Origin of the sequence: Serratia sp. 4542, assembly GCF_016805595.1 — a bacterium.
GTDB classification, from domain to species: Bacteria; Pseudomonadota; Gammaproteobacteria; order Enterobacterales; family Enterobacteriaceae; genus Serratia; species Serratia nevei.
On sequence record NZ_RXKV01000009.1, the window covers coordinates 65,404 to 91,772 of the forward strand.

At 61.5% G+C, this 26,369-nt stretch carries 29 protein-coding genes; 18 read left to right on the forward strand and 11 right to left on the reverse strand.

Annotated elements, in window-relative coordinates; translation table 11 throughout:
- Nucleotides 1–50: 50 nt before the first annotated feature.
- Nucleotides 51–1,427, forward strand: a complete 1,377-nt coding sequence (locus tag EKL15_RS11035; RefSeq protein WP_004937488.1) for an amino acid permease — start codon at nt 51–53, stop codon at nt 1,425–1,427.
- A 67-nt stretch (nt 1,428–1,494) separates the two neighbouring features.
- On the opposite strand, the gene EKL15_RS11040 is transcribed toward EKL15_RS11035, so the two are convergent.
- From EKL15_RS11040 to EKL15_RS11050, 3 genes are read right to left on the reverse strand one after another with little or no spacing between them, the layout of a single operon-like run.
- A complete protein-coding gene (locus tag EKL15_RS11040; RefSeq protein WP_203089486.1) occupies nt 1,495–2,730 on the reverse strand; it encodes a cytochrome c in 1,236 nt (411 codons plus the stop codon).
- Complete coding sequence (locus tag EKL15_RS11045) at nt 2,727–3,281, reverse strand: (2Fe-2S)-binding protein (RefSeq protein WP_203089488.1); 555 nt, start codon at nt 3,279–3,281, stop codon at nt 2,727–2,729. Before EKL15_RS11045 ends, EKL15_RS11040 begins: the two co-directional genes overlap by 4 nt.
- Nucleotides 3,278–6,067, reverse strand: a complete 2,790-nt coding sequence (locus EKL15_RS11050; protein ID WP_100397094.1) for a xanthine dehydrogenase family protein molybdopterin-binding subunit — start codon at nt 6,065–6,067, stop codon at nt 3,278–3,280. The genes EKL15_RS11045 and EKL15_RS11050 overlap by 4 nt, the downstream gene beginning before the upstream one ends.
- Before the next feature lie 208 nt (nt 6,068–6,275).
- Here EKL15_RS11050 and EKL15_RS11055 point away from each other — a divergent pair, with 208 nt between their 5' ends.
- Both EKL15_RS11055 and EKL15_RS11060 read left to right on the forward strand, forming a co-directional pair.
- On the forward strand, nt 6,276–6,860 hold the full coding sequence (locus EKL15_RS11055; protein ID WP_084827150.1) for an NTP transferase domain-containing protein: 585 nt from the start codon (nt 6,276–6,278) through the stop codon (nt 6,858–6,860).
- Nucleotides 6,861–6,868: 8 nt separating this feature from the next.
- Entirely contained in the window at nt 6,869–7,921 is a 1,053-nt protein-coding gene (locus EKL15_RS11060) for an XdhC family protein (RefSeq protein ID WP_100397093.1), read from the forward strand.
- Here EKL15_RS11060 and EKL15_RS11065 read toward each other — a convergent pair.
- Nucleotides 7,845–8,711 carry a helix-turn-helix domain-containing protein gene (locus EKL15_RS11065; protein ID WP_048234664.1) on the reverse strand — a complete coding sequence of 289 codons (867 nt, stop codon included), beginning with the start codon at nt 8,709–8,711 and terminating at the stop codon, nt 7,845–7,847. The genes EKL15_RS11060 and EKL15_RS11065 overlap by 77 nt on opposite strands.
- A 150-nt stretch (nt 8,712–8,861) precedes the next feature.
- Nucleotides 8,862–10,508 (reverse strand): class I fumarate hydratase FumA, encoded by a 1,647-nt coding sequence (gene fumA / locus EKL15_RS11070; protein WP_033635936.1) that lies wholly within the window; start codon nt 10,506–10,508, stop codon nt 8,862–8,864.
- 372 nt (nt 10,509–10,880) lie between these two features.
- On the opposite strand from fumA, the gene EKL15_RS11075 reads away from it, so the two are divergent.
- From EKL15_RS11075 to ruvX, 6 genes are all read left to right on the forward strand, one after another.
- Nucleotides 10,881–11,393, forward strand: a complete 513-nt coding sequence (locus EKL15_RS11075) for a SprT family zinc-dependent metalloprotease (protein WP_100397091.1) — start codon at nt 10,881–10,883, stop codon at nt 11,391–11,393.
- Nucleotides 11,394–11,494: 101 nt separating this feature from the next.
- On the forward strand, nt 11,495–12,190 hold the full coding sequence (endA, locus tag EKL15_RS11080) for a deoxyribonuclease I (RefSeq protein ID WP_038879275.1): 696 nt from the start codon (nt 11,495–11,497) through the stop codon (nt 12,188–12,190).
- Nucleotides 12,191–12,259: 69 nt separating this feature from the next.
- Nucleotides 12,260–12,991: a 16S rRNA (uracil(1498)-N(3))-methyltransferase gene (gene rsmE / locus EKL15_RS11085; protein ID WP_033635938.1), complete on the forward strand. Its 732-nt coding sequence runs from the start codon at nt 12,260–12,262 to the stop codon at nt 12,989–12,991.
- Nucleotides 12,992–13,001: 10 nt separating this feature from the next.
- Entirely contained in the window at nt 13,002–13,952 is a 951-nt protein-coding gene (gshB, locus tag EKL15_RS11090; protein ID WP_047729854.1) for a glutathione synthase, read from the forward strand.
- A 145-nt stretch (nt 13,953–14,097) separates the two neighbouring features.
- On the forward strand, nt 14,098–14,661 hold the full coding sequence (locus tag EKL15_RS11095) for a YqgE/AlgH family protein (protein ID WP_033635940.1): 564 nt from the start codon (nt 14,098–14,100) through the stop codon (nt 14,659–14,661).
- The gene (gene ruvX / locus EKL15_RS11100; protein ID WP_015379046.1) at nt 14,661–15,083 is read left to right on the forward strand and encodes a Holliday junction resolvase RuvX; all 423 of its coding nucleotides are present in this window, start codon (nt 14,661–14,663) and stop codon (nt 15,081–15,083) included. The genes EKL15_RS11095 and ruvX overlap by 1 nt, the downstream gene beginning before the upstream one ends.
- Here the strand turns inward: ruvX and EKL15_RS11105 are convergent.
- Nucleotides 15,080–16,102: a type IV pilus twitching motility protein PilT gene (locus EKL15_RS11105; RefSeq protein WP_100397090.1), complete on the reverse strand. Its 1,023-nt coding sequence runs from the start codon at nt 16,100–16,102 to the stop codon at nt 15,080–15,082. The two genes, ruvX and EKL15_RS11105, sit on opposite strands and share 4 nt — an antisense overlap.
- Nucleotides 16,103–16,122: 20 nt before the next feature.
- Between EKL15_RS11105 and EKL15_RS11110 the strand changes: the two genes are divergently transcribed.
- From EKL15_RS11110 to hemW, 6 genes are read left to right on the forward strand one after another with little or no spacing between them, the layout of a single operon-like run.
- Complete coding sequence (locus EKL15_RS11110) at nt 16,123–16,830, forward strand: YggS family pyridoxal phosphate-dependent enzyme (protein WP_060422654.1); 708 nt, start codon at nt 16,123–16,125, stop codon at nt 16,828–16,830.
- A gap of 19 nt (nt 16,831–16,849) precedes the next feature.
- Nucleotides 16,850–17,671 carry a pyrroline-5-carboxylate reductase gene (gene proC, locus EKL15_RS11115; RefSeq protein ID WP_060422650.1) on the forward strand — a complete coding sequence of 274 codons (822 nt, stop codon included), beginning with the start codon at nt 16,850–16,852 and terminating at the stop codon, nt 17,669–17,671.
- A gap of 31 nt (nt 17,672–17,702) precedes the next feature.
- Entirely contained in the window at nt 17,703–18,257 is a 555-nt protein-coding gene (locus EKL15_RS11120) for a YggT family protein (protein ID WP_100397089.1), read from the forward strand.
- Complete coding sequence (gene yggU / locus EKL15_RS11125; RefSeq protein WP_033649585.1) at nt 18,254–18,544, forward strand: DUF167 family protein YggU; 291 nt, start codon at nt 18,254–18,256, stop codon at nt 18,542–18,544. Before EKL15_RS11120 ends, yggU begins: the two co-directional genes overlap by 4 nt.
- 17 nt (nt 18,545–18,561) lie before the next feature.
- On the forward strand, nt 18,562–19,155 hold the full coding sequence (locus EKL15_RS11130; RefSeq protein WP_100397088.1) for an XTP/dITP diphosphatase: 594 nt from the start codon (nt 18,562–18,564) through the stop codon (nt 19,153–19,155).
- Nucleotides 19,148–20,290, forward strand: a complete 1,143-nt coding sequence (hemW, locus tag EKL15_RS11135) for a radical SAM family heme chaperone HemW (RefSeq protein WP_084827142.1) — start codon at nt 19,148–19,150, stop codon at nt 20,288–20,290. The genes EKL15_RS11130 and hemW overlap by 8 nt, the downstream gene beginning before the upstream one ends.
- Before the next feature lie 37 nt (nt 20,291–20,327).
- Here hemW and EKL15_RS11140 read toward each other — a convergent pair whose 3' ends face one another.
- The 5 genes from EKL15_RS11140 to trmB all read right to left on the reverse strand — a co-directional run bounded on the left by EKL15_RS11140 (nt 20,328) and on the right by trmB (nt 23,680).
- Nucleotides 20,328–20,762 carry a DUF29 domain-containing protein gene (locus EKL15_RS11140; RefSeq protein WP_100397087.1) on the reverse strand — a complete coding sequence of 145 codons (435 nt, stop codon included), beginning with the start codon at nt 20,760–20,762 and terminating at the stop codon, nt 20,328–20,330.
- A 100-nt stretch (nt 20,763–20,862) separates the two neighbouring features.
- Entirely contained in the window at nt 20,863–21,585 is a 723-nt protein-coding gene (locus EKL15_RS11145) for a DUF2884 domain-containing protein (protein WP_100397086.1), read from the reverse strand.
- A 30-nt stretch (nt 21,586–21,615) separates the two neighbouring features.
- Nucleotides 21,616–22,539: a glutaminase B gene (gene glsB, locus EKL15_RS11150; protein WP_033649631.1), complete on the reverse strand. Its 924-nt coding sequence runs from the start codon at nt 22,537–22,539 to the stop codon at nt 21,616–21,618.
- A gap of 95 nt (nt 22,540–22,634) precedes the next feature.
- Complete coding sequence (locus tag EKL15_RS11155; RefSeq protein WP_100397085.1) at nt 22,635–22,961, reverse strand: YggL family protein; 327 nt, start codon at nt 22,959–22,961, stop codon at nt 22,635–22,637.
- Nucleotides 22,961–23,680, reverse strand: a complete 720-nt coding sequence (trmB, locus tag EKL15_RS11160; RefSeq protein WP_100397084.1) for a tRNA (guanosine(46)-N7)-methyltransferase TrmB — start codon at nt 23,678–23,680, stop codon at nt 22,961–22,963. The genes EKL15_RS11155 and trmB overlap by 1 nt, the downstream gene beginning before the upstream one ends.
- A gap of 177 nt (nt 23,681–23,857) precedes the next feature.
- Here trmB and mutY point away from each other — a divergent pair, with 177 nt between their 5' ends.
- From mutY to mltC, 3 genes are all read left to right on the forward strand, one after another.
- The gene (gene mutY, locus EKL15_RS11165) at nt 23,858–24,958 is read left to right on the forward strand and encodes an A/G-specific adenine glycosylase (protein WP_004937408.1); all 1,101 of its coding nucleotides are present in this window, start codon (nt 23,858–23,860) and stop codon (nt 24,956–24,958) included.
- Nucleotides 24,955–25,227, forward strand: coding sequence for an oxidative damage protection protein (locus EKL15_RS11170; RefSeq protein WP_004937404.1), 273 nt, complete (start codon nt 24,955–24,957; stop codon nt 25,225–25,227). Before mutY ends, EKL15_RS11170 begins: the two co-directional genes overlap by 4 nt.
- Before the next feature lie 63 nt (nt 25,228–25,290).
- On the forward strand, nt 25,291–26,367 hold the full coding sequence (gene mltC, locus EKL15_RS11175) for a membrane-bound lytic murein transglycosylase MltC (protein ID WP_004937402.1): 1,077 nt from the start codon (nt 25,291–25,293) through the stop codon (nt 26,365–26,367).
- Nucleotides 26,368–26,369: the final 2 nt, after the last annotated feature.

Genomic DNA, 26,369 nt, shown 5'->3' on the forward strand with positions numbered 1-26,369 from the left:
CCACTGCTTTACAGGCATGTGGTCATTCGCAACGACAGAGGGTTAGATTGATGGATGGTCAACAGCATGGTGACCAGCTGAAACGCGGCCTGAAAAACCGCCATATTCAGCTCATCGCCTTAGGTGGCGCAATCGGCACCGGGTTATTTCTCGGTATCGCTCAAACAATAAAAATGGCCGGCCCGTCAGTGCTTCTCGGCTACGCCATCGGCGGCTTCATCGCGTTTCTGATCATGCGCCAGCTGGGGGAAATGGTGGTGGAAGAGCCGGTTGCCGGTTCCTTCAGCCACTTCGCCTACAAATACTGGGGCAACTTCGCCGGCTTCGCTTCCGGCTGGAACTACTGGGTGCTGTATGTCCTGGTGGCGATGGCGGAGCTGACCGCGGTCGGCATCTACGTGCAGTACTGGTGGCCGGAGATCCCCACCTGGGTCTCCGCTGCGGTGTTCTTCCTGGCGATCAACGCCATCAACCTGGCCAACGTTAAAGTTTACGGCGAGATGGAGTTCTGGTTCGCCATCATCAAGGTGGTGGCGATTATCGGCATGATCGTGTTCGGCGCCTACCTGCTGTTCAGCGGCATGGGCGGCCCGGAGGCCACCGTCACCAACCTGTGGGCGCAGGGCGGGTTCTTCCCGAACGGCGTCATGGGCCTGGTGATGGCGATGGCGGTGATCATGTTCTCCTTCGGCGGCCTCGAGCTGGTCGGCATCACCGCCGCCGAAGCCGACAACCCGCAAAAAAGCATTCCGAAAGCCACCAATCAGGTGATCTACCGCATCCTGATCTTCTATATCGGTTCGCTGGCCATTCTGCTGTCGCTGTACCCGTGGGGCAAAGTGGTCGAAGGCGGCAGCCCGTTCGTGCTGATCTTCCACGCGCTGAACAGCAACCTGGTGGCGACCGTGCTGAACATCGTGGTGCTCACCGCCGCGCTGTCGGTGTACAACAGCTGCGTCTACTGCAACAGCCGCATGCTGTACGGCCTGGCGCAGCAGGGCAACGGCCCGAAAAGCCTGCTGAAGGTCGACGGCCGCGGCGTGCCGGTGGTGGCCATCGGTATCTCCGCTCTCGCCACCGCGCTGTGCGTACTGATTAACTATCTGATCCCAGGCCGCGCCTTCGAACTGCTGATGGCGTTGGTGGTATCGGCGCTGGTGATCAACTGGGCGATGATCAGCCTGGCGCACCTGAAGTTCCGCGCCGCCAAAAACCGCGAAGGCGTGGTGCCGAAGTTCAAAGCCTTCTGGTACCCGTTCAGCAACTACCTGTGCCTGCTGTTCATGGCCGGCATCCTGGTGATCATGTACCTGACGCCGGGCATTCAAATCTCGGTGCTGCTGATCCCGGTATGGGTGGCGATCCTGGCCGTCGGTTACGCCATCAAACAGCGCAGCCAACGCGTAGACGGCGTCACCAGCCGTTGAATCCCGTGACCGCACAATAAATAAAATGGCCCGCAGATGCGGGCCATTTTTTTCGCCTGAACGCCGCTTACTTGCGCAGCGCTTTCACCTGCTCGGCGGTGATATCCGCCGGCAAGCCGCCCCAGGTCACGCGCAGGTAATTCACCAGCTCCGCCACTTCGGCATCGCTCAGCCGCTCGCCGAAGCCCGGCATGCTCTGCATGCTTTCATCGTTCGGGAACTGCTGGGCCGGCAGGCCGTCCAGCACCGACACGATCAGGTTCTTGCCGTCCGCCTGGCGCAGCGTGGCATTATCGCGCATCGCCGGTGCGACGTGCGGTTTGCCCTCGCCTTCACGCGCGTGACAGCCGGCGCACTGATCCAGATAGGCCATGCGCCCGGCATCGCTGCCCTGGCCCATTTTCACCGGCACCGCCGCCGGCGGCTGCTCGCCCATCAGATACAGCGCCAGCGCCTGATGGTCTTCCGGCGTCAAATGACGGGTGCTGAGATCCACCACCATGTGCATTTCGCTGAAGGCGGAACCCTGCGGCGCGAGGCCGGTGCTGAGGAAGCGGCTGACGTCCTGCGGCGTCCAGCCGCGCTGCGCCAGGCCGTGCGGCGTAATGTCCGGCGCCATGAAGCGGCCGAGATCGCCGCCCTGCATCGGCTTGGCGAGATCCATCTGCCCCAGCGCGCCGCGCGGCGTGTGGCATTCGCCACAGTGCCCCAGCACGTCGGCCAGATAGCGGCCGCGCTGCCATTGCGGCGAACTGCCCTGCGAACTGGCCGGCAGCGGATCCTGGCTGCGGAACAGCAGGTTCCAGCCGATCAGCGCCATGCGCTGGTTGAACGGGAACGGCATCTCGTTGGCCGGAATGGCGACGTCCACCGCCGGGCGCGTCATCAGGTAAGCATAGATGTCGTCGGCATCCTGACGCGACATGCCCTTGTACGAGGTGTAAGGCATCGCCGGGTACAGGTGTCGCCCGCCCGGCGCCACGCCCTGCGTCAGCGCCAGGAAGAAGTCGTCCTTGGTCCAGCGCCCGATGCCGTGGTCGGCCGACGGCGTCAGATTGCTGCCGTAAATCGTGCCGAACGGCGTTTCCAGCGAATAGCCGCCGGCCAACGGCGCCCCGCCGCTGGCGGTATGGCAGGCGGCGCAGTCGGCGGCCTGCGCCAGATAGCGGCCGCGGGCGATCTGTTCGGCGCCGGCGCTCACCTGCTGCACCGGGCCGTCGTAACGGCGGTTTTCCCGCCACCACAGCAGCGCAATCACCACGATCGCCACCAGCACAATCAATACTGCGAGACGTTTTTTCATTGCGCCGTCTCCTTCAGCAGGCCCGGCGTTTTCAGCACCACGTCGCGCACCGCTTCGTAGTAACGCACATAGCCGGTACAGCGGCAGATGTGGCTGTCCAGCGCCTGCTCGATGGCGCTTTCCAGCTGCTCGCGAGCGATAGGTTCACGCTTGAGCTTTTCCACGAAAATGGTGGCGGCGTTGACGAAGCCCGGCGTGCAATAGCCGCACTGGAAGCTGTAGTGCTCCAGAAACGCCTGCTGGATCGGCGACAGTTCAACCACCTCGCCCTGCTCGTCCATCTTGGCGTGGCCTTCGACGGTACGCACTTTCTTGCCGTTGAAGAAATGCGCGCCGGTGATGCAGGTGCGCACCTCTTCGCTGGTGCCGCTCGGGTGATCGACGATCGCCACGCAGGCGTGGCAAATGCCCTGCCCGCAGCCGAGGCGCGAACCGGTCAGGTCAAGGTACTCGTGCAGGAAATCGATCATCATCAAGCCTTCCGGCACATCGATCGGGCCGTACTGCTTCTCGTTGATGGTCAGGGAGATCGGCTGGGTTTTAATGCTCATTGTAATACCTCACGAATATTTTCTGCACGAACGGGCAAATCACGGAAACGGTGGCCGGTGGCGTCGGCGATGGCGTTGACCAGCGCGGCCACGATCGGGATCATCACCACCTCCGCCATGCCTTTCGGCGGATCGGTTTCCGACAGCGCCGGCAGGATGTCGCCGCTCTGTTTCCACACCGCTACGTCGCTGGCGCGCGGCAGGTGGTAACGGTTGAAGTTCCAGGTGCCGTTGCCCGGGCCGTCTTCGTACAGCGGTAAATATTCGTGCAGCGCATGGCCGATCCCCATCGCCAGCCCGCCCTGCAGCTGGCCGGAAACCAGTTCCGGCACGATCAGGTTGCCGCACTCCATGATCGAATGGTGATTCAGCAATTCCACCTGGCCGGTGGCGATATCCACCGCCACTTCCGCCAGCGTGCCAACGGCGCTGTAGTAGGTCACCGCCGCATTGTTGCGCTGGGTTGGCGGGTAGTAGACTTGCCCGCGCGCCAGCGGTTTGAATTCACCGCCGGCGTTGCGCAGCGCCATGCCGTCGATCGGCAGGCGTTCGCTTTTGCCGTTCAGCGTGAAATCGGCCTCCGCCCACTGCCAGCGGTTGAAAACGTGCACCGCCGCGCCGGTGACGCCGCCCATCTGATAGGCCGTCTTGGCCAGCAGCTCAAGGCTCAGCACCGACATGCCCGCCGCCGTCAGGCCGCCCTCGACCCAACGCGCATCTTCACGCCGCACCACCAGCGGTGCCGCCTGGCCGCCGCCGATGCCGGCCTGCCACAGCGCCATCGCCGCCGGCCACAGGCCGCGATCGAAGATCAGGCGCGCCGCTTCGCGGGTGCTGTGCGAGAAGTAATAGGCCGAGTTGCTGGCGCTGGACGGCGAACAGTAGCTCGGCGTCCAGTTAGGGTTGGTTTGCAGCTTATCCTGCTCCTCTTGCGACATCAGGTAAGGATCGCCGCTGGTGACCATCGGCAGCACCGACCAGTCGGTGACCGAGAAATGCGCTTCGTCGGCCGGTTTGCCCAGCCACTGTGCGCACAGCACCGACTGCGAGGTCGACATGCCGGTGCCCATCTCCGCGCCGCTGTGATGCAGCGTGATGCGGCCGTCTTCGCTCAGCTCCACCCGGGCGAACGAGGTTTCCGCCCCGGTGCCGAAGTCTTTCTGCACGCAGCCGAAGCCAACGCCATAGCGCTTGCCGGGATGGCGGCTCTCAAACTCGGCCTTGCGTTCGGCGCGCTTGAGCCACATCTCATGCTTCGCCGCCTTCTCCAGCACTTCATCGGCACGGATCGCACCGGCCGGGATCGCCCCCTGGGTGTTTTTCATGCCGGATTTCAGCACGTTGCGCAGGCGGAACTCGATCGGGTCGATCTTCAGTTCGGCGGCCAGCTCATCCACCATCATCTCGGTGGCGGCCATGCTCTGCAGCGTGCCGTAACCGCGCGCCGAGCCGGCGTCGATGGCGCGCGAGGCCAGCCCGACCGACGACAGATCGCTTTTCGGGAAATAGTAAATCGACTGGGCGGCGGTCGCGCCGACCATCACCACCGAAGGGGTAAAGTTGCTGCGGCCGCCACCGTCCGCGGTCATGTCACCGAGGAACGACTGCATAACGCCGGTCTGGCGATTCACCGCGATGCGGTAATTCATATCGAACGCGTGGCGCTTCAGCGCCGTCTGGAACTGCTCGAAGCGGTCATTGGCCAGGCGCACAGGGTGGCCGTCGCCGTACATCGCCGCCACTGCGCCGTAATAGGGAAAGTTGTAGTGATCTTTCGAGCCGTAGCCCACGGTGTAGCATGGGTGCAGGATCAGCTGTTTCACCGGCGGGTTGCGCTTGGCCAGCATGCGCGGCATCTCGTCGGCCACTTCCTGCGGCGACTGGGTCGGCACCACCAGATGCAGCGTTTGCGTCTCGGCGTCGAACCAGCCGTTGGCGTTGTCCGGCTCCAGCGCCGAGGTATCGATCGACTGCGTAGTGTAGCGGCGTGACATCACCAGCCAATCGGCCGGCGGGTTTGCCATCTCGTCGGCGATCAGGCCCGCATAGCGCATGCCTTCCTGATCCAGCTTGCCGCCCTCGCGCCCTTCCGGCCACACCGGCAGATGTTTTTTCATCGATACCGGGAAGATTGGCGTGTCCTTCAGGCTGGAGAAGCGATCGTCGTCGAACGGTTGATCGCCCCCCACCCGCACATAGCGGAAGCTGCCCCAGGGATCGCGCTCCAGCGGGCCGGTGACCGCGCCGTATTTGATGGTCTCTTCGCGGAATTTCAGCTTGTCCTTGGCGAAGCGGAAACGGGCGAAGTCGTGATAGATCAGGATCGCCACCGCCTGGCCGAGGTAGGCCGGGGTTTTGCCGCTCGGCAGCAGCATGTCGTCACCGTAGAACGCCGGGAAGGCCAGGCCGTCGCGCGCCAGATCTTCCGCCGTCACCAGGCGATCCGGCTGCAGGTCGTCCCCCAACAGCGACAGATCGACCCCTTCGAACAGCCGGTCGGCTTTGGTGACGCGCAGAATGAAGGCGTGCGCCTGTTTCTGCGGCCAGTGCGGCATGTCCACCGCGCGGATATCGCGCGCGAACACCTTCTGCCCCATGACCTTGGCGCGGCCATCGATACGGAAACGGACGCGTTTGTTCTGCGGATCCCAGTTGGGTGACTGGAGGATTTTTTGCTCGAACAGCGCGGCGTAGGCGCGGCTGTACAGGGGCGCGAGATACACAGACACCCCCGCAATCACGGCGCTTTTGATAAAGCGGCGCCGCGACGGGTTGAAATTGCTCATAAATAAGTCCTTCACGTCTTTCTTGTAATTGGTTTTTGTTCGCGATGTTGTTGCGCAAACGCTGACGACCTTGCCGTAGACGTCATAAGCATATGCTTATAACTAAAATTATGTGATGATTAACAGGCTGTTTTCAACAAAAAAACATTTGCAAAACACAGGTAGTTTGTATGCTAATAAATAATTTGCGCAAACGCGGACTTCAACCATGACCACGGGCATTGTCATTACCGCCGCCGGACGCGGGGAGCGCTTTATTCAGGCCGGCGGCCAGGGCAACAAATTGAACGCCGGATTTACCGACGCGGCGGGCGAGCGGCGATCGCTGTTCGAACACACCCTGCGCCAGGCATTGGCTTCCGGCCTGCCGGTACAGGTGGTGACCCGGCCGGATAATCTGCCGGTGCTGGCAGCCTGCGCCGCCAATCAGGTGCCGGTCACCCTGCTCGCCAGTTCGGGCCTCGGCGACTCGATCGCCGCGGGCGTTGCCGCCACGCCGCACTGGCAGGGCTGGCTGATCCACCTGGCCGATATGCCGTTCGTCGGCGCCGAGGTTTTCCGGCAGGTGGCGGATGCCTTACGGCAGCACACGATCGTGCGCCCCTGCTATGCGCAACAGCCCGGCCACCCGGTCGGCTTTTCCGCCCTATTGCGCAAACCCCTTTGCCAACTGCGCGGCGATAATGGCGCGCGTGAACTGCTGCAAGGCGCGGCAGTGCACCTGCTGCCGCTTGAGCACCCCGGCGTCGTGCAGGATATTGATCTTCCATCGCAACTCCCGGCCAGCGAGTAAATTCACCTATGCAACATCTTGATGTCACCGTGGTCAGCCAGGCGATAAGCTGGCTGCAGCAACAGCCGGTCTGGTTATGCACCGTGCTCAGTACCTACGGCTCTTCGCCGCGGTCGCCGGGCGCGCTGATGGCGGCGACCCGCGACGGCCGCTACAGCGGTTCGCTGTCGGGCGGCTGTGTGGAGGAGGATTTTTTGCGCCGCGTGGCCGCCGGGGAGTATCAGGCGGCCAGCCAGGTTATCCGTTACGGCGAAGGCGGCATGACGCCCAACGTGGCGCTGCCCTGCGGCGGCGTGCTGGACGTGCTGATCGAATACCTGCCGGCGGGTGAAGACAGCATCGCTTACCTGCAACGCATCGCCGGCGCGCTGGAAGGGCATCACGCGTTGATCAAACGCCTGACGCTGCCCAACGCCTGCCACAGCCTCGAGAAAAGCCACTTCACCAGCGCCACGCAGGTCGAACGCCGGCTCGAGCAGATCACCCTGCACATCGCGGCCGCGCCGCGCCTGCTGATCGCCGGGCTGTCCAGCGTGGCGCTGTACTGCGCCGATTTCGCCGTGGCGCTGGGGTTTGAGGTGCTGGTGTGCGAGAACCGCCCGGAGGTGCTGGATAACTTTGCCGCCGAGCTGAAACCGGGCGTGACGTTGCTGCGCCAGTTTCCGGCCAAATTTATTGAAGAAGGGGGATGCCACGCCAATACCGCCGTCGTGGCGCTGACCCACGATCCGCGCATGGACGACCTGACGCTGATGGAAGCGATCCACACCCCGGCGTTTTACATCGGGGCCATGGGATCGCTCAGAAACAGCGCGCGGCGGCGCCAGCGTTTGCAGCAGATTGCCGAATTTACGCCGCAGGAGCTGGAACGCATCCATGCGCCGATCGGCCTGCCGCTGGGCAGCAAAACCCCGGCGGAGATCGCCCTGGCGGTGATGGCGGCGATCGTGCAGCAAAAAAACCGGCTGCCGGCCGCCGACGGGATCAATGCAGCGGCACCACCGGCACCAGATGCTGCAGCTCCAGATGCAGTTCCTCTTTCCCGCTCAGCGAATAGCTGAACACCGTAATGTCCGGCCCGTCACCGCGGGCCAGCCCCATTTCGGGCAACACCTGCGTGTAGATCTGAATGATGTGGTCGTTGAGCGCCACCGGCTTGCCGGAATAGCGAAAACGGCAAAACTCGCCGTGGATCTCCGGCAGCGGCTCCAGCACCACGCCTTCGCGCAGCGGGTATTCCGTCGTCACGCCCAGGGTATAATCGACCCTGACCCGTTCGCCGTCCGGTACCAGCTGGGTAAACGAATAGGTTTGCGTCGGGCGCTCGCCCAACAAGGTGTAGAATTGCCCCCGCAGCGCGCTGCGCTGCGGCAGGTGCGACTTGTCCAGCTTCTCGATATCCAGGTGATAAGCGTACCGCTTGCCGTGAAAGGCGTATTGCCCCCGGGCGATGCTGACGCGTTCAACCTGAATATCGCCGGGCTGGCTGGCCGCCAGCGAACGCACCAGATTGCTGAAGTCCTGCTTGCGGGCATGGCGATACACGCTGGGCGATTCGGCGAAGTGTTTCTTGAAACAGCGCGAGAACGTCTGCTGGTTATCGAATTGGTATTCGACCGAGATATCGAGAATGCTCTTCTGCGTGAAACGCAAGGCGAAAGCGGCGAGGTAGAGGCGGCGAGCGCGGATGTACGAGGCTAACGACAATCCGGTCTGCTTCTTGAACATGCGCTGCAGGTACCATTTCGTATAGCCTGACTTGGCGGAAACGATATCCAACGACAGCGGATTGGTCAGGTTATCTTCAATCCAGACCAGCAATTCCTTGATATGACTTTCCTGCGTACCCATGTGCTTGCCGAACCTTCTGTTGCCGATATTCCATTAGTCGAATTTTAGTGCTATCCGCGTAGGGTATACAGGTTAAAACTCGACGTCCAGCAAGCTACAGGACTTTACACACTCCCCTTCACCGCCCGCAGGCGGCGAAGGGGGCCGCGCTTATTTCAGGCAGCTGGAGCATTGACCGGCCTGGATCTTCTGGAAGAAGTCATTGCCTTTGTCATCCACCAGGATAAACGCCGGGAAATCCTCCACTTCGATTTTCCAGATCGCTTCCATACCCAGCTCAGGATACTCCACGCACTCCAGGCTCTTGATGCTCTGCTGCGCCAGCACCGCCGCCGGGCCGCCGATGCTGCCGAGATAGAAGCCGCCGTGCTTGTGGCAGGCATCCGTCACCTGCTGGCTGCGGTTGCCTTTCGCCAGCATGATCATGCTGCCGCCGTGGGATTGCAGCAGATCGACGTAAGAGTCCATACGCCCGGCGGTGGTTGGCCCCAACGAACCGGACGCGTAGCCCTCCGGCGTTTTGGCCGGGCCGGCGTAGTAGATCGGGTGATCCTTGACGTACTGCGGCAGGCCTTCACCGCGATCCAGACGCTCTTTCAGCTTGGCGTGCGCGATATCGCGGCCGACGATGATGGTGCCGCTCAGCGACAGGCGGGTGGAAACCGGGTACTGCGACAGCTGTTTAAGGATCTCGGCCATCGGGCGGTTGAGATCGACTTTGATCGCCTCGCCTTCCCCGGCCTGACGCAGTTCCTGAGGAATGAATTTACCCGGATTGTGCTCCAGTTTTTCCAGCCAGATGCCGTCGCGGTTGATCTTGCCTTTGATGTTGCGGTCCGCCGAGCAGGAGACGCCCATGCCGACCGGGCAGGACGCGCCGTGGCGCGGCAGGCGCACCACGCGGATATCGTGCGCGAAGTATTTGCCGCCGAACTGCGCGCCCAGACCCAGGTTCTGCGCTTCTTGCAGCAGTTCCGCTTCGAGTTCCAGATCGCGGAACGCCTGGCCATGCTCGTTGCCTTCGGTCGGCAGGCCATCGTAATACTTGGTCGAGGCCAGCTTGACGGTTTTCAGCGTCGCTTCCGCCGAGGTGCCGCCGATGACGAACGCCACGTGGTACGGCGGGCAAGCCGCGGTGCCCAACGTGCGCATCTTGTCGACCAGGTAGTTTTTCAGTTTGCCCGGCGACAGCAGCGCCTTGGTTTCCTGATACAGATAGGTTTTGTTGGCGGAACCGCCGCCCTTGGCGATGCACAGGAACTTGTACTCTTCGCCGTCCACGCTGTAGAGATCGATCTGCGCCGGCAGGTTGCTGCCGGTATTGACCTCTTTATACATATCCAGCGCGGCGTTCTGCGAATAGCGCAGGTTCTCTTCGATGTAGGTGTTGTACACCCCGCGCGACAACGCCGCTTCATCGCCGCCGCCGGTCCAGACGCGCTGGCCCTTTTTGCCGACGATGATCGCCGTGCCGGTGTCCTGGCAGGTCGGTAAAATACCCTTGGCGGCGATTTCTGAGTTACGCAGAAATTGCAGCGCAACGTACTTGTCGTTTTCGCTGGCGTCCGGATCGTCGAGGATATCGGCCACCTGCTGCTGGTGCGCCGGGCGCAGCATGAACGAGGCGTCGTGGAACGCATGCTGGGCAAGCAGGGTTAACGCTTCAGGGGCAACTTTCAGAATTTCCTGGCCTTCAAATTCGCTCACGGAAACGTGGTCGCGGCTCAGCAGGTAGTATTCGGTATCGTCTTTCTTCAGCGGGAACGGATCTTGATAGTGGAACGGTTTATTCGACATTGATCTCTCACTTGCAACATCAGCTGCGTTAAATTCACACTTGCGGCGCACGGCTCGGCGCCTTGTCAAAAAACTGCCTCCACCTTACGTATTTTTAATCAGTCAGTTATTGCGCCAAATCGCAAAATAACCGCTCTTTGCGTAAGGGATTACCACAGGCGGCGTTTCAACCTTGCTCGGTGAGAACTGCGGGTACAGGCTCATCATGCACGCTTTATTATCCCGCAGTTAACACATTGATTACAATCCATCGGCGGCGATCGTCTTATCAATGTGGCGAAAAACCGGCGCACAGCGCCAAGAAAGCGTCGGATGCGGATTTAGGCCGGGGCATATTGTCAGCCGCCGCGCCATTGCTTAAGCTAGGCCGCAATGAACAAACCAAGAATCCCCATCGCGCTGCAACAAGCGGTGATGCGCTGCCTGCGAGAAAAGCTGCAGTTGGCACGCCAGCATTTTGCCGTCGAGTTCCCCGAACCCAGCATCGTCTATCAGCAACGCGGCACCAGCGCGGGCACCGCCTGGCTGCAAAGCTGGGAAATCCGTCTGAACCCGGTGCTGCTGCTGGAAAACCAACAGCCGTTTATCGATGAAGTGGTGCCGCACGAGCTGGCGCACCTGCTGGTGTTTCGCCAATTCGGCCGGGTGGCGCCGCACGGCCGCGAATGGCGCTGGATGATGGAAAGCGTACTGCTGACCCCCGCCAGCCGCACTCACCGTTTCGAAACCGCCTCGGTGCAAAGCAAAACCTTCCCCTACCGCTGCGGCTGCGGACAGCACCAGCTCACCATTCGCCGCCATAACCGCGTGCTGCGCGGCGAAAGCGAATACCGCTGCCGCCGGTGCGGCGAAAAACTGAAATTTCTTGCTAGCGAGAACATTTAGTTAAACGATTTATACGTTAAAACAAGCAAATATCGCCATTTGCCACTGCCGGCAAGTTCCGTTACCCTGCCTGCTTTTCCAATTTTGAGCTGTTTTGGAATATGCTTCGCAGAATTTTGTTTATGGCGGTTTTCGCCGCAGGCGCCGTACAGGCGCACGGCATCAATAATTTTTCTCAGGCCAAGGCGGCGGCGGCCAAGATTAACCAGGATGCGCCGGGCAGTTTTTACTGCGGCTGCCGCATCGACTGGCAAGGCAAGAAGGGCATCCCGGATCTCGCCGGCTGTGGCTATCAGGTGCGTAAAAACGCCCAACGCGCGCAGCGTATCGAGTGGGAACACGTGGTGCCGGCCTGGCAGTTCGGCCACCAGCTGCAGTGCTGGCAGGACGGCGGGCGCAAGAACTGCAACAAAGACGCCACCTATCGCCAGATAGAAACCGATCTGCACAACCTGCAGCCGGCGATCGGCGAAGTGAACGGCGACCGCAATAACTTCATGTACAGCCAATGGAACGGCGGTGAAGGCCAATACGGGCAATGCCCGATGAAGGTGGACTTCAAGAATAAACAGGCGGAGCCGCCCGCCCGCGCCCGCGGCGCCATTGCCCGCACCTACTTCTACATGCGCGATCGCTACCAGCTGCGGCTGTCACGCCAGCAAACCCAGCTGTTCGAGGTGTGGAACCGGCAATATCCGGTGAGCCAATGGGAATGTCAGCGTGAAGCACGTATCGCCAAGGTGCAGGGCAACCACAACCCCTATATTCAACAGGCTTGTCAGCAGCGGAAAAGCTAACCTACTATAGCCTTTATCTTTCATGGCGCCGCCAACCCGCGGCGCCGTTTCGTCAGGATCAGACTACCCATGCGCATACCCCGCATTTACCATCCGCAGCCGTTGACCGATCGGGCGGAGATCGCCCTGAGCGAGGACGCCGCCAACCACGTCGGCCGCGTGCTGCGCATGAGCGCCGGCCAGGCGCTGCAGCTGTTCGACGGCAGCAACCAGGTGTTCGACGCCGAGATAGTTCGGGTGGACAAAAAGAGCGTGCTGGTGCGCCTCGGCGACGGCCGCGTGGATGACATCGAATCGCCGCTCAACCTGCATCTGGGCCAGGTGATCTCGCGCGGCGAGAAGATGGAGTTCACCATTCAGAAGTCCATCGAGCTGGGCGTCAACGTCATTACCCCGCTGTTTTCCGAGCGCTGCGGCGTCAAACTGGACGGCGAGCGTCTGGCGAAGAAAATCCAGCAATGGCAAAAGATCGCCATCGCCGCCTGCGAACAGTGCGGCCGTAACCGCATTCCCGAAATCCGCGAGGCGATGTCGCTGGAAGCCTGGTGCGCCGAGCAGGACGGCAGCCTGAAGCTCAACCTGCATCCGCGCGCCAGCCACAGCATCAACACGCTGCCGCAGCCGGTAGACCGCGTCCGCCTGCTGATCGGCCCGGAAGGCGGTTTGTCCGCCGACGAAATCGCCATGACCACCAACCACGGATTTACTGATATTCTGCTGGGGCCACGCGTGCTGCGTACCGAAACCACAGCGCTCACCGCCATTACCGCTCTGCAGGTCCGCTTCGGCGACCTGGGTTAAAGGAGAAAAGATGATTAAGCTCGGCATCGTGATGGACCCTATCGATTCCATCAACATCAAGAAAGACACCAGCTTCGCCATGCTGCTCGAAGCGCAGCGCCGCGGTTACGAATTGCACTACATGGAGATGAACGATCTCTATCTACACGCCGGTGACGGGCGCGCCCGCACCCGCCTGCTGAGCGTGAAGGAAGACAAGGAGAACTGGTTCAGCTTCGGCAGCGAGCAGGATCTGGCGCTGCACGATCTGGACGTGATCCTGATGCGCAAGGATCCGCCGTTCGATACCGAATACATCTACGCGACCTACATTCTGGAGCGCGCCGAAGTCAAAGGCACGCTGGTGGTCAACAAGCCGCAAAGCCTGCGCGACTGCAACGAGAAGCTGTTCACCGCCTGGTTCCCGGAACTGACGCCGGACACGCTGGTTAGCCGCAGCGCCGCGCACATCCGCAAATTCCACCAGCAGCACGGCGACGTCATCCTGAAGCCGCTGGACGGCATGGGCGGCGCGTCTATCTTCCGCGTGAAGCAGGACGATCCTAACCTGTCGGTGATCATCGAAACCCTGACCGAACACGGCAGCCGTTTCTGCATGGCGCAGAACTTCCTGCCGGCGATCAAGGACGGCGACAAACGCATTCTGGTCGTCGACGGCGAGCCGGTGCCTTACTGCCTGGCGCGCATTCCGGCGCAGGGCGAAACCCGTGGCAACCTGGCGGCCGGCGGCCGCGGCGAAGCGCGTCCGCTGAGCGAGAGCGACTGGAAAATCGCCCGCGCCGTCGCGCCGACGCTGAAAGAGAAAGGGCTGATCTTCGTCGGCTTGGACGTGATCGGCGATCGCCTGACCGAAATCAACGTGACCAGCCCAACCTGCGCGCGCGAAATTGAGGCGGCATTCCCGATCTCGATTACCGGCATGCTGATGGACGCGATTGAAAAGCGCCTGGCGGCGAAGTAATGCGCCATGCGGGCGGCCTGCCGCCCGCTATCCTGCATCGCGCCCGCCAAAGCACGCCTTTGCACGCGGCTTGAAAGGCGGCGGGTATAGCCGCATACTGGCGGCTGTTTATTTTCTCACCCATTGATTACCTTATACTAACGCCATGAATTTACAGCACCATTTTCTGATCGCCATGCCCACCCTGCAGGATCCTCGCTTCAAGCGCTCGGTGATTTACGTCTGCGAGCACAACGAAGAAGGCGCCATGGGTTTGGTGATCAATAAACCGGTGGAGCAGTTCACGGTAGCCACGGTACTGAGCAAGCTGAAGATCATGCCGCCTGCGCGCGATCCGGCCATCAGCCTGGACAAGCCGGTGTTCGCCGGCGGCCCGCTGGCGGACGATCGCGGATTTATCCTGCATACGCCGCGCCACGGCTTCGGTGCCAGCATTCAAATTTCCCCCAACACCATGATCACCACCTCGAAAGACGTGCTGGAAACGCTCGGCACCCCGGAACAGCCGGACGACGTGCTGGTGGCGCTGGGTTATGCGGGTTGGGAAAAGGGCCAGCTGGAGCAGGAGGTGTTGGAGAACGCCTGGCTGACCATCGAGGCCAACACCGACATTCTGTTCCGCACGCCGATCGCCAGCCGTTGGCGCGAGGCGGGGAACCTTCTGGGTATCGACATTCGCAGCATCGCCAACCACGCAGGACACGCCTGATGAGCAACCGCACCATTATCGCCTTCGACTTCGGCACCAAAAGCATCGGCGCGGCCGTCGGCCAGGAGTTGACCGGCAGCGCCCGCGCCCTGCCGGCCTTCAAAGCGCAGGACGGCTCGCCGGACTGGCTGAAAATCGAAAAGCTGCTGAAGGAGTGGCAGCCGGATCTGGTGGTGGTCGGCCTGCCGCTGAACATGGATGGCACCGAACAACCGGTGACCGCCCAGGCGCGCAAGTTCGCCAACCGCCTGCACGGCCGCTTCGGCATCCAGATCGATCTGCATGACGAGCGCCTGAGCACCGTGGAAGCGCGCGCCAACCTGTTCGATCGCGGCGGCTTCCGCGCGCTCGACAAAGGCAGCGTGGATTCCGCCTCTGCGGTGGTGATCCTCGAAAGCTGGTTCGAACGGCAGCTGGGTTAACTCCCCGCCCCTTCGCCAACACAATCCCCCAACACGCCGGCGTCGATCCGCTGCTGCAAACCTTGCTCAAAGGTTTGCATGCCGGACTGCGCGCCGGTTTGCAACACGCTCGCCAACTGATGGGTTTTCCCTTCGCGGATCAGGTTGCTGACCGCCGCCGTCGCCGTCAGCACCTCAAAGATCGCCACTCGCCCGCCGCCGGGCCGCCGCATCAGCTTTTGCGCGATCACCGCCTGCAGGCTGCCGGCCAGCTGGGCGCGCACATAGTGTTTCTCTTCCGCCGGAAACACGTCCACCAGCCGTTCCACCGCCTGCGGCGCGCTGCGGGTGTGCAGCGTCGCCAGCACCAGATGGCCGGTCTCCGCCGCGGTGAGCGCCAGCCGAATGGTGGCGACATCGCGCAGCTCGCCCAGCAGGATCACATCCGGATCTTCGCGCAACGCAGCGCGCAACGCCGTATCGAAGCTGTGACTGTCGCGGCCGATCTCCCGCTGCTGAATCAGCGATCGCCGACTGCGGTGCAGGAATTCGATCGGATCTTCCAGCGTTAAAATGTGCCGCGGCTGGTGCCGGTTGATCTCGTCAATCATCGCCGCCAGCGTGGTGGACTTGCCGCTGCCGGTGGCGCCGGTGACCAGGAGAAGCCCGTCGTCGCGCCGCAGCAGTGCCGGGACGATGGCCGGCGCCGCCAGCTCGGCAAGCGAAGGCGCCTGCCCGGCGATGCGCCGCAATGCGAGAGACATCCCCGCGCGTTGCTGAAAAACGTTGGCTCGCAGCCGCTCCCCACCCGGCCTGTGCAGCGCCAGATCGATCTGCCCCAGCCGCCGCAGGCTCTCGCGCTGCTGCGCACTCAGCAATCCGTCGCAGAGGGCCTGCACGCCTTGCGCCGTCAGCGTTGGCGCCGCCGCCAGCGGCTGCAGTTCACCGTCGATGCGCAACATCGGCGGATGACCGGCACAAAGGTGCAGATCGGAAGCATTATGCTTTACACTAAGGGCCACGAATTCATCGATATCCATATCACTCTCCCGGGTCAATAATGAGCACTATCCAACAGAACCTGCAGGATGTCAGAAACCGCATCGCGGCCGCCGCGCAAAACTGCGCGCGGGCGCCAGAAGAAGTTGCCCTGCTTGCAGTCAGCAAAACCAAACCTGTGGCGGCGATCGAAGAAGCCATCGCCGCCGGCCAGCGCGCCTTCGGCGAGAACTACGTGCAGGAAGGGGTAGACAAGATCCGGCATTTCGCCGAGTCGCCGCAGAGCGGCGAGTTGGTGTGGCACTTTATCGGCCCGCTGCAATCCAATAAGAGTCGGCTGGTGGCGGAACACTTCGCCTGGTGCCATACCGTAGATCGGCTGCGCATCGCCCAGCGCCTGAGCGATCAGCGCCCGGCCGGTATGCCGCCGCTCAACGTGCTGATTCAAATCAACATCAGCGATGAGCAGAGTAAATCCGGCATCGCGCTGGCCGAGCTGCCGGCGTTGGCCGAAGCGATCGCCGCGCTGCCGAACCTGACGCTGCGCGGCCTGATGGCCATCCCGGCGCCGGAAGCGGATTACCAGCGGCAGCTGGCGGTATTCAGCCGGATGAACGATGCCTTTCTCGCCCTGCGCCAGCGTTATCCGCAGGCCGATACGCTGTCGATGGGCATGACGGACGACATGGCGGCGGCGATCGCCGCTGGCAGCACCCTGGTGCGCATCGGCACCGCAATTTTTGGCGCCCGCGACTACTCGCAGGCCTGACAAACAGACGAGGGATTTGATGCAACATCGCAAGATTACCTTTATCGGCGCCGGCAACATGGCGCGTGCAATCATCGCCGGCCTGGTGGCGGGCGGCTATCCAGCCAAATCCATCAGCGTCTGCGCCCCTTCGGCGAAAAACCGTGACGCGCTGGCGGCGGACTACGGCATCGTCAGCAGCGGCGACAACGTCGCCTGCGCGCGCGCGGCCGACGTGGTGGTGCTGGCGGTCAAACCGCAGCTGATGGCCGACGTTTGCCAGCCGCTGCGCGAGCAGGTCGATTTCAGAGGCAAGCTGGTGCTGTCGATCGCCGCCGGTATTCAGGTCAGCCGTTTCTATCAGCTGCTCGGCGACAAGCTGAACATCGTGCGCATCATGCCCAACACCCCGTCGCTGGTCGGCAAGGGCATGAGCGGGCTGTACGCACCGGAGCAGGTCAGCCGGCAGGATCGCGACTACACCGGCGATTTAATGGCGTCGGTCGGTAAAGTTTGCTGGGTCGATGACGAAAATGGCATCAACGGCGTGATCGCCGCCGCGGGCAGCGCCCCGGCCTATTTCTTCCTGTTTATGGAGGCGATGCAAAAAGAGGCCGAACGCATGGGCTTCGACAGCCAGACCGCGCGCGATCTGGTGCAGCAGGCCGCTTCCGGCGCCGCCGCGCTGGTGGAAGCCAACCCGGATACGCCGCTGGGCACGCTGCGCGAGCAGGTGACCTCCAAAGGCGGCACCACCGCCGAAGCGCTGCGGGTGTTCAACGAACGCCAACTGCCGGAAACCGTGGCGCAAGCGATGCAGGCCGCCGTTTCCCGTGCGCAAGAGATGGAAAAATTATTTTAAATAACCGCGAGTTAAGGAGAAGGACCACTTCATGCTAACGCTGACTTTCCTGGTCAAGACCGTTGTTGATCTGTACGTGATGGTGCTGTTGCTGCGCATTTGGATGCAGTGGGCGCGCACCGATTTTTACAACCCGTTCTCGCAGTTTGTGGTGAAGATCACCCAGCCGATCGTCGGCCCATTGCGCCGCATCATCCCGTCGCTGGGGCCTATCGACAGCGCTTCGCTGCTGCTGGCGTTCCTGCTGATGACCATCAAGTACCCGCTGCTACTGCTGATCCAGGGCGGCGCGATGTCGCTCAGCCCCTATAACCTGCTGTTCGGCCTAATCTCGCTGGTGAAGTCTGCTGGCTACCTGATCTTCTGGGTGATGATCATTCGTGCGCTGATGAGCTGGATCAGTCAGGGCCGCAGCCCGATCGACTACGTGATGTACCAGCTGACCGAACCCTTGATGGCGCCGATCCGTCGCATCATCCCGGCGATGGGCGGCATCGACTTTTCCGCCATGGTGGTGATCCTGATCCTCTATTTGATCAACTACCTGGGCATGGATCTGTTCGGCGAGATCTGGTTCCTGCTGTGAGTGCAGTCACTCCGGTGCTGGACGGGCTGGCGATCAGGCTATATATTCAGCCGAAAGCCAGCCGTGACCAAATTATCGGCTTGCATGGCGACGAACTGAAAGTCGCCATCACCGCCCCGCCGGTCGACGGCCAAGCCAACGCCCATTTGATCAAGTTTATCGCCAAGCAGTTCAAAGTGGCGAAAAGCAGCGTCACCATCGAGAAAGGCGAACTGGGGCGGCATAAACAGTTACGCATCGTGAATCCGCAACAGATCCCCGCCGTGGTCGCGGCGCTCATCGAATAATTTTCAAGGTAGTCATTATGCAAAAAGTCGTTCTTGCCACCGGTAACCCGGGCAAAGTGCGCGAACTTGCCGACCTGTTGGCCGATTTCGGCCTGGACGTGGTCGCGCAAACCGATCTCGGCGTGGAATCCGCCGAAGAAACCGGGCTGACGTTTATCGAAAACGCCATTCTGAAAGCGCGCCATGCGGCACGGGTCACCGGCCTGCCGGCGATCGCCGACGACTCCGGCCTGGCGGTCGACGCGCTGGGCGGCGCGCCGGGCATCTACTCCGCACGCTATGCCGGTGAAGACGCCGACGATCGGCAGAACCTCGACAAGCTGCTGGCGGCGCTGAAAGGCGTAGCGCCGGGCCGGCGCGGCGCGCAATTCCACTGCGTGCTGGTCTATCTGCGCCATGCAGAAGATCCGACGCCGCTGGTGTTCCACGGCAGCTGGGCCGGTGAGATCACCGAGCAGGCCGCCGGCGAAGGCGGCTTCGGTTACGATCCTGTCTTCTACGTGCCGGAGCTGGGCCGCACCGCCGCCGAGCTGAGCCGCGACGAGAAGCGGGCGATTTCGCACCGCGGCAAGGCGCTGACGCTGATGTTGGAAGCCATGCGCAATGCTTAAGCTGCCCCCGCTGAGTCTCTACATTCACATCCCGTGGTGCGTGCAGAAATGCCCGTACTGCGACTTCAACTCCCATGCGCTGAAGGGTGACGTGCCGCATCAGGAGTACGTCGATCATCTGTTGGCGGATCTGGATGCCGATCTGCCGCTGGCCGGCGGCCGGGAGATAAGCACCATCTTCATCGGCGGCGGCACCCCCAGCCTGCTGAGCGCAGAGGCGATGCAAGCCTTGCTGGACGGCGTGCGGGCGCGCATTCGCGTCGCCGACGACGCCGAAATCACCATGGAGGCCAACCCCGGCACCGTGGAGGCCGATCGCTTCAGCGGCTACCAGCGCGCCGGCGTCAACCGCATCTCCATCGGGGTGCAAAGCTTCAGCGCCGAGAAGCTGACCCGCTTAGGGCGCATCCACGGCCCGGAAGAGGCCAAGCGCGCGGCAACGCTGGCGACCGGCCTCGGCCTACGCAGCTTCAACCTCGATCTGATGCACGGCCTGCCGAATCAGTCGCTGGAAGAGGCGCTGGACGATCTGCGCCAGGCTATTGCCCTGAACCCGCCGCACCTGTCGTGGTATCAGCTGACCATCGAGCCGAACACCCTGTTCAGCTCGCGCCCGCCGGTTTTGCCGGACGACGACGCGCTGTGGGACATCTTCGAGCGCGGCCACCAGCTGCTGAGCGCCGCCGGCTATCAGCAGTATGAAACTTCGGCCTATGCCAAACCGGGCTACCAATGCCAGCACAACCTCAACTACTGGCGCTTCGGCGACTATCTGGGGATCGGCTGCGGCGCGCACGGCAAGGTGACCTTCAGCGACGGGCGCATCCTGCGCACCGCCAAGACCAAGCACCCGCGCGGCTTTATGCGCGGCGACTACATGGACAAGCAGCATGAGGTGGCGGCGGCGGATCGGCCGTTCGAATTCTTCATGAACCGCTTCCGCCTGCTGGAAGCTGCGCCGCGCGCCGACTTCGTCAACTACACCGGGTTGGCGGAAAGCGTCATTCGCCCGCAGCTGGACGAAGCGCTGGCCAAAGGCTATCTGGAAGAAACCGCAGAGCACTGGCAAATCACCGAGAAGGGCAAACTGTTCCTCAACTCGCTGCTGGAACTGTTCCTGGCGGACGACGAGTAAAAAAAAGCGCTGAATAATCAGCGCTTTTTTATTGGTGTTAATCCGGGTAAAACGTCTGAGACAGAATCTGCTGAGTTTCCCAGATGCCGTTTTCCGGATATACATCCAGCCCAGTTTCGGCCGTAGCGAGCGCAACGGCCTTCGACCAGACGACATCCAGCCAATCAGCATCGCTCAGTTTACCTTTTAGGCTGGGCGACTCTTTCAAGCTGTAAAGCACCTCTTTGCGCTGCGCTTTAATCGTTTTCTCCCAGCTGGTTCCGCGCCTGGCCGGCTGATATTTCCATTTAAGCAAATGTGCAATCAGCACCGTCATCCGGCTAGCAAGTTCCCTTTGCTCGCTCTTCCCCACGTCCTCAATCTCCTCGGCGATCTTTTCAATATCGATCTCAGACAATTTTCCGGAGCGCAAAAGAGCGGCCTGTTCATTTGCCCAGGCAACAACATCGGTTTCGTAACGTGTATGGCTCATAGCGTCCTCCGTAAACATCCATAAATCTGTACGTAGTTTGACCAGTCTGTCAGATAAGCTTAAGAAGGTCAAAAAACATACTGCCGAGAAGGTTCTTAAATCACTTCAACGCCTTCAGCAGATCCTTGCGCTGGGTTTCCAGTGCGGTGACGCGGTTGCAAACGTCGTGACCGAAGTTCTGGAAGTCCTGCTCCTGGTTGTTCCACTCGTTCTGGATCGCCTTCTGCAAGCCGCCCAGGTTGCCCATGATCGCCTGCAGCGGGTTGCCGCCGCTGTTGGCAGCCTGTTTGACGCCCATCTCGTTCAGGCTGTCCTGCAGCACGCCGCCCATGCTCTGCTGCACGATGTTGCGGCCATCCTGTTCCACCTGGTCAATCGCCTTGTGGTGGAAGGTCAGGCCGTCGCTGCGGTGCTCGATGATGCGGTTCATCTGCTGTTTCAGCTGGCCGTTGAGGGTGGTCAGCCGGTTGCGCACGTTGCTGTTGCTGCCCAGCTCTTTGACGATCACCTTATCCAGCGCCGAGCGGGCTTTCTCCAGGTGTTTCTGCGCGCCGTCGTCGATCCACGGCAGCTGCTTGCGCAGCGCGCTCTGGTAACTGAAGGCTTTCTGCCGCTGGCTGTCGCTCAGGCTCAGCGCCTGACCGTTGCGGATCACGTCACCATCCGGCGAAATTTGCAGGTCGCCGCTGGCGCCTTTCACCTGCACGCTCTGCGGGCTGATGATCACATCGTCCTGGGGTTTAACGCTGCATTGGTACTCGGCGTGGGCCTGCGCGGCAGTCGCCGCCAGCAGCAGTAAGGCTAACCCGGTTTTCTTCAACATAGCTTCTCCTGACTCCCATCCAGATTGGGATTAAAAAATCGAACGACCGATACGTTGAGACAACAGTTCCAGCGCCGCAGTTCCCGCCAGCGAGTTGCCGGAAGCATCCAGCTCCGGCGACCAGACGACGATCGACAGCTCGCCCGGCACAATGGCCACGATGCCGCCGCCCACGCCGGACTTGCCCGGCATCCCCACCCGATAGGCGAATTCGCCGGCGCCGTCGTACATGCCGCTGGTCATCATCAGGGCGTTGATCTGCCGGGCCTGCAGCGGGCTGATCACCGTCTCGCCGTTGAGATCGCGGCCGTGATTGGCCAGATAGACGAAGCTGCGCGCCAGCTCCACGCAGCTCATGCGCAGCGCACAGTAGTGGAAATAGGTTTGCAGCACGGTGATCACGTCGTTCTCGAAGTTGCCGAACGACTTCATCAGATAGGCGATGGCCGCATTGCGATCGGAGTGTTCGAACTCGGAGCGCGCCACCCGCAGGTCATAGGCCAGGTCGTCTTCGCCGGCCAGCTGGCGCACCACCTCCAGCATGCGCTGTTTGGGGGCGCTGAGCCGGGTTTGCAGCATGTCGCACACCACCAGCGCGCCGGGGTTGATAAACGGATTGCGCGGTTTGCCCTGCTCCATCTCCAGCTGCAGCAGCGAGTTGAACGGCAGGCCGGAAGGCTCTTTGCCGACGCGCCGCCAGATCTCAGGCTCCTGATAGCGCGTCAGCGCCAGCGTCAGGCTCAGCACTTTGGAGATCGACTGAATGGAGAAGCGCTCCGCGGCGTCGCCGGCCTGGAACAGTTCGCCGTCCACCGTGCAGACGGCGATCGCCAGCCGATCGGCGGGCACTTCCGCCAACGCCGGGATGTAGTCGGCCACTTTCCCCTGGCCAATCAGCGGGCGCACCTGTTGCAGGATTTCCTCCAGCAACGCGTTATCCAATGTTGTTACCACCTCGGTCACACTCCGGGCAAAACAAAGGCGCCGTTAAGGCACCTTAGATCAATAAAACGGCGCGGCGCGAAGCCGCGCTCATCGGGCAAGCGCGATCAATCCCACCAGATATCGAACAGATCGCTGACCTTAACGTCGGTCAGTTTGCGCGCTTCCAGCCAGTTTTTCACCAGCTGGCGCTGCTCGTCGGTGCAGTGGCCGATCTTCTGCAGGCAGATCAGACCTTCCCACTGCAGGTAGCCGCTACCGTCAAACGCCAGGCCGTTCGGCTCGATCACTTCATCGATGAAGGTATCCAGCGTGCTGTCGATGTCTTCCACCGACGTGCCTTCGGCGAAGCGCCAGGCTACGGAGAAACCCAGCTCCTGAAATTCTTCAATGTGCAACTTTTTACGTAAACGACGACTGCGGTTCTTAGCCATTATTCTTTCCTCTCAAACATCAAGTCCCAAACGCCATGTCCCAGGCGCTGGCCGCGTAATTCAAATTTCGTCAGTGGGCGCGAATCCGGACGCGGCACGTAATCATTATCGCTGGAAAGATTACGGTAGCCTGCGACCCCGTTCATAACCTCTAACATATGTTCCGCATAAGGTTGCCAATCGGTGGCCATGTGGAAGACGCCGCCGGTCTTCAGCTTGCGCAGCACCAGTTCGACAAACGGCGTTTGCACGATGCGGCGCTTGTTGTGGCGCGCCTTGTGCCACGGATCGGGGAAGAACAGCTGCACCATATCCAGCGAGCCGTCCGGGATCATGTTTTCCAGCACCTCAACCGCGTCGTGGCACATCACGCGCAGGTTGCTCAGCTTCGCCTCGTGGGCGTCGGACAGGCAGGCGCCCACGCCCGGCGAGTGCACTTCGATCCCTAAAAAGTTCTGCTGCGGGTTGTTGCCCGCCATGGTCACCAGCGAGGCACCCATGCCAAAACCGATCTCCAGCACCGTCGGCGCGTCGCGGCCGAACAACGCGGTGAGATCGACAGCGTCAGCCTGATACTCCACGCCCATCACCGGCCAATAGTTCTCCAGCGCGTGCTGCTGGCCTTTGGTCAGCCGCCCCTGGCGGCGGACAAAACTGCGGATACGGCGCATCGCGCGGCCGTTCTCATCAAATTCCGGGGAGATGACGTCATTAATCATAGTGCTTTCTGTCTGTTTGGCTGCCAATTAGGGAAACGCGCATTATGCAAAGATACATTGGTTTAGCAAGTGTTCATCTTCTGTACCCGCCGTGCGGCGTCGGAAAGTTCCGGTTTACAGCACCATGACTCTATGCTGCAATCTCGCTTCATTTTCTGCCGGATAACGACGCTGCTCATGATGCAAGCACAACAATTCGCACAGGTGGTGCTTGACTGGTATCAGCGCTACGGTCGCAAGACCCTGCCGTGGCAGCTGGAAAAAACCGCCTATCAAGTATGGCTCTCCGAGGTGATGTTGCAACAGACCCAGGTTGCCACCGTCATTCCTTATTTTCAGCGCTTTATGGCCCGTTTTCCCAACGTGCGCGCGCTGGCGGAAGCCCCGCTCGACGAAGTGCTGCATCTGTGGACCGGCCTTGGCTATTACGCCCGCGCCCGCAACCTGCACAAGGCGGCGCAGACCATTGTCGCACAGCACGGCGGCGAGTTCCCGACAACCTTTGCAGAAATCGCCGATTTACCGGGCGTCGGCCGCTCTACCGCCGGCGCGGTGCTGTCGTTGGCGCTGGGCCAACACTATCCGATCCTCGACGGCAACGTGAAGCGCGTGCTGGCCCGCTGCTACGCGGTGGAGGGCTGGCCGGGCAAGAAAGAAGTCGAAAACCGGCTGTGGAAAATCAGCGAAGAGGTCACCCCGGCGCAGGGCGTCGGCCAGTTCAACCAGGCAATGATGGATCTGGGCGCCATGGTCTGCACTCGCTCCAAGCCCAAGTGCGAACTCTGCCCGCTCAACGTCGGCTGCCTGTCTTACGCCAACCACAGCTGGGCCAACTACCCCGGCAAGAAACCCAAGCAGACCCTGCCGGAAAAAACCGCCTACTTCTTATTGCTGCAGCACGGCGACCGGGTGTGGCTGGAGCAGCGCCCGGCGGTGGGCCTGTGGGGCGGCCTGTTCTGCTTCCCGCAGTTCAGCGCGCGCGTGGATTTGGAACTCTGGCTGCAGCAGCGCGGTCTGAAAGGCAAGCGCCTGGAGCAGCTGACCGCGTTTCGCCACACGTTCAGCCATTTCCACCTCGATATCGTGCCGATGTGGCTGTCGCTCGACGCGGCGGGCAGCGGCATGGATGAGGGCGCAGGTCTCTGGTATAACTTAGCGCAGCCGCCGTCGGTCGGGCTGGCAGCGCCGGTGGATCGCCTGTTGCAACAGCTGGCGAAGCAGCCCCCGATCCAACAAAACTTATATGGCGATAGCGCCATCGATGAGGAATTAGCATGAGCCGCACCATTTTTTGTACTTTCCTGCAGCGCGACGCCGAAGGCCAGGACTTCCAACTTTATCCCGGTGACGTCGGCAAGCGCATCTACAACGAGATCTCCAAGGAAGCCTGGGGCGAGTGGATGAAGAAGCAGACCATGCTGATCAACGAGAAGAAGCTGAATATGATGAACGTGGACGACCGCAAGCTGCTGGAAGAGGAAATGATCAAGTTCCTGTTCGAAGGGCACGACGTGCACATCGAAGGCTATACGCCGCCGAGCGAATAACGCTGTTGGGGCCAGGCGCTGGCCCGCTTCAATCCTCTTATACTTCTTCCAAACGGCTTTAAGATGAAGAAAATTTTAGCTTTGCTCGTAATAGCGCCTTTGCTGATCTCCTGTTCCGGCAAAAAAAGTGAAGAAATCAACGAAGCCTGGATTAAAGATACCAACGGCTTCGACATTCTGATGGGCCAATTCGCCCACAACATCGAGAACATCTGGGGTCTGAACGAAGTTCTGATCGCCGGGCCGAAAGACTACGTCAAATATACCGACCAGTACCAAACCCGCAGCCACATCAACTTCGACACCGGCGCCATTACCATCGAGACCATCGCCACCACCGATCCGGCCGCGCACCTGCGCCAGGCGATCATCAGCACGCTGCTGATGGGTGACGATCCGGGGTCCATCGATCTCTATTCCGACGCCAACGATATCCAGATCAGCAAAGAGCCGTTCCTGTACGGCCAGGTGCTGGATAACAAGGGCGCGCCGATCCGCTGGGAATGGCGCGCGGCGCACTTCGCCGATTACCTGCTGCAGACCAAGCTGCAAAAACGCACCTCCGGCCTGCACGTGATCTACTCGGTCACCATCCAGCTGGTGCCGAACCACCTGGACAAACGTGCGCACAAATACCTGCCGATGGTGCGCAAGGCGTCGGAAAAATACGGCGTGGACGAGTCGCTGATCCTGGCGATCATGCAGACCGAATCGAGCTTCAACCCGTATGCGGTGAGCGGTTCGGACGCGCTGGGCCTGATGCAGGTGGTGCAGCACACCGCCGGTAAGGATGTGTTCCAGATGCGCGGCAAATGGGGCACCCCGAGCCGCAGCTACCTGTTCGATCCGGAGAACAACATCGACACCGGCACCGCCTATCTGGCTATCCTGCAGAACAACTACCTGGGCGGCATTCAGAACCCGACCTCGCGCCGCTATGCGGTGATCACCGCCTACAACGGCGGCGCAGGCAGCGTGCTGCGGGTGTTCTCCAGCGACAGAACGCGCGCGGTAGGCATCATCAACGGCATGCAGCCGGGCGACGTGTACCAGACGCTGACCACCAAGCACCCGGCCGCCGAGTCGCGCCGCTATCTGGTGAAAGTGAATACCGCGCAGAAGAGCTACCGCAGAAAGTAACG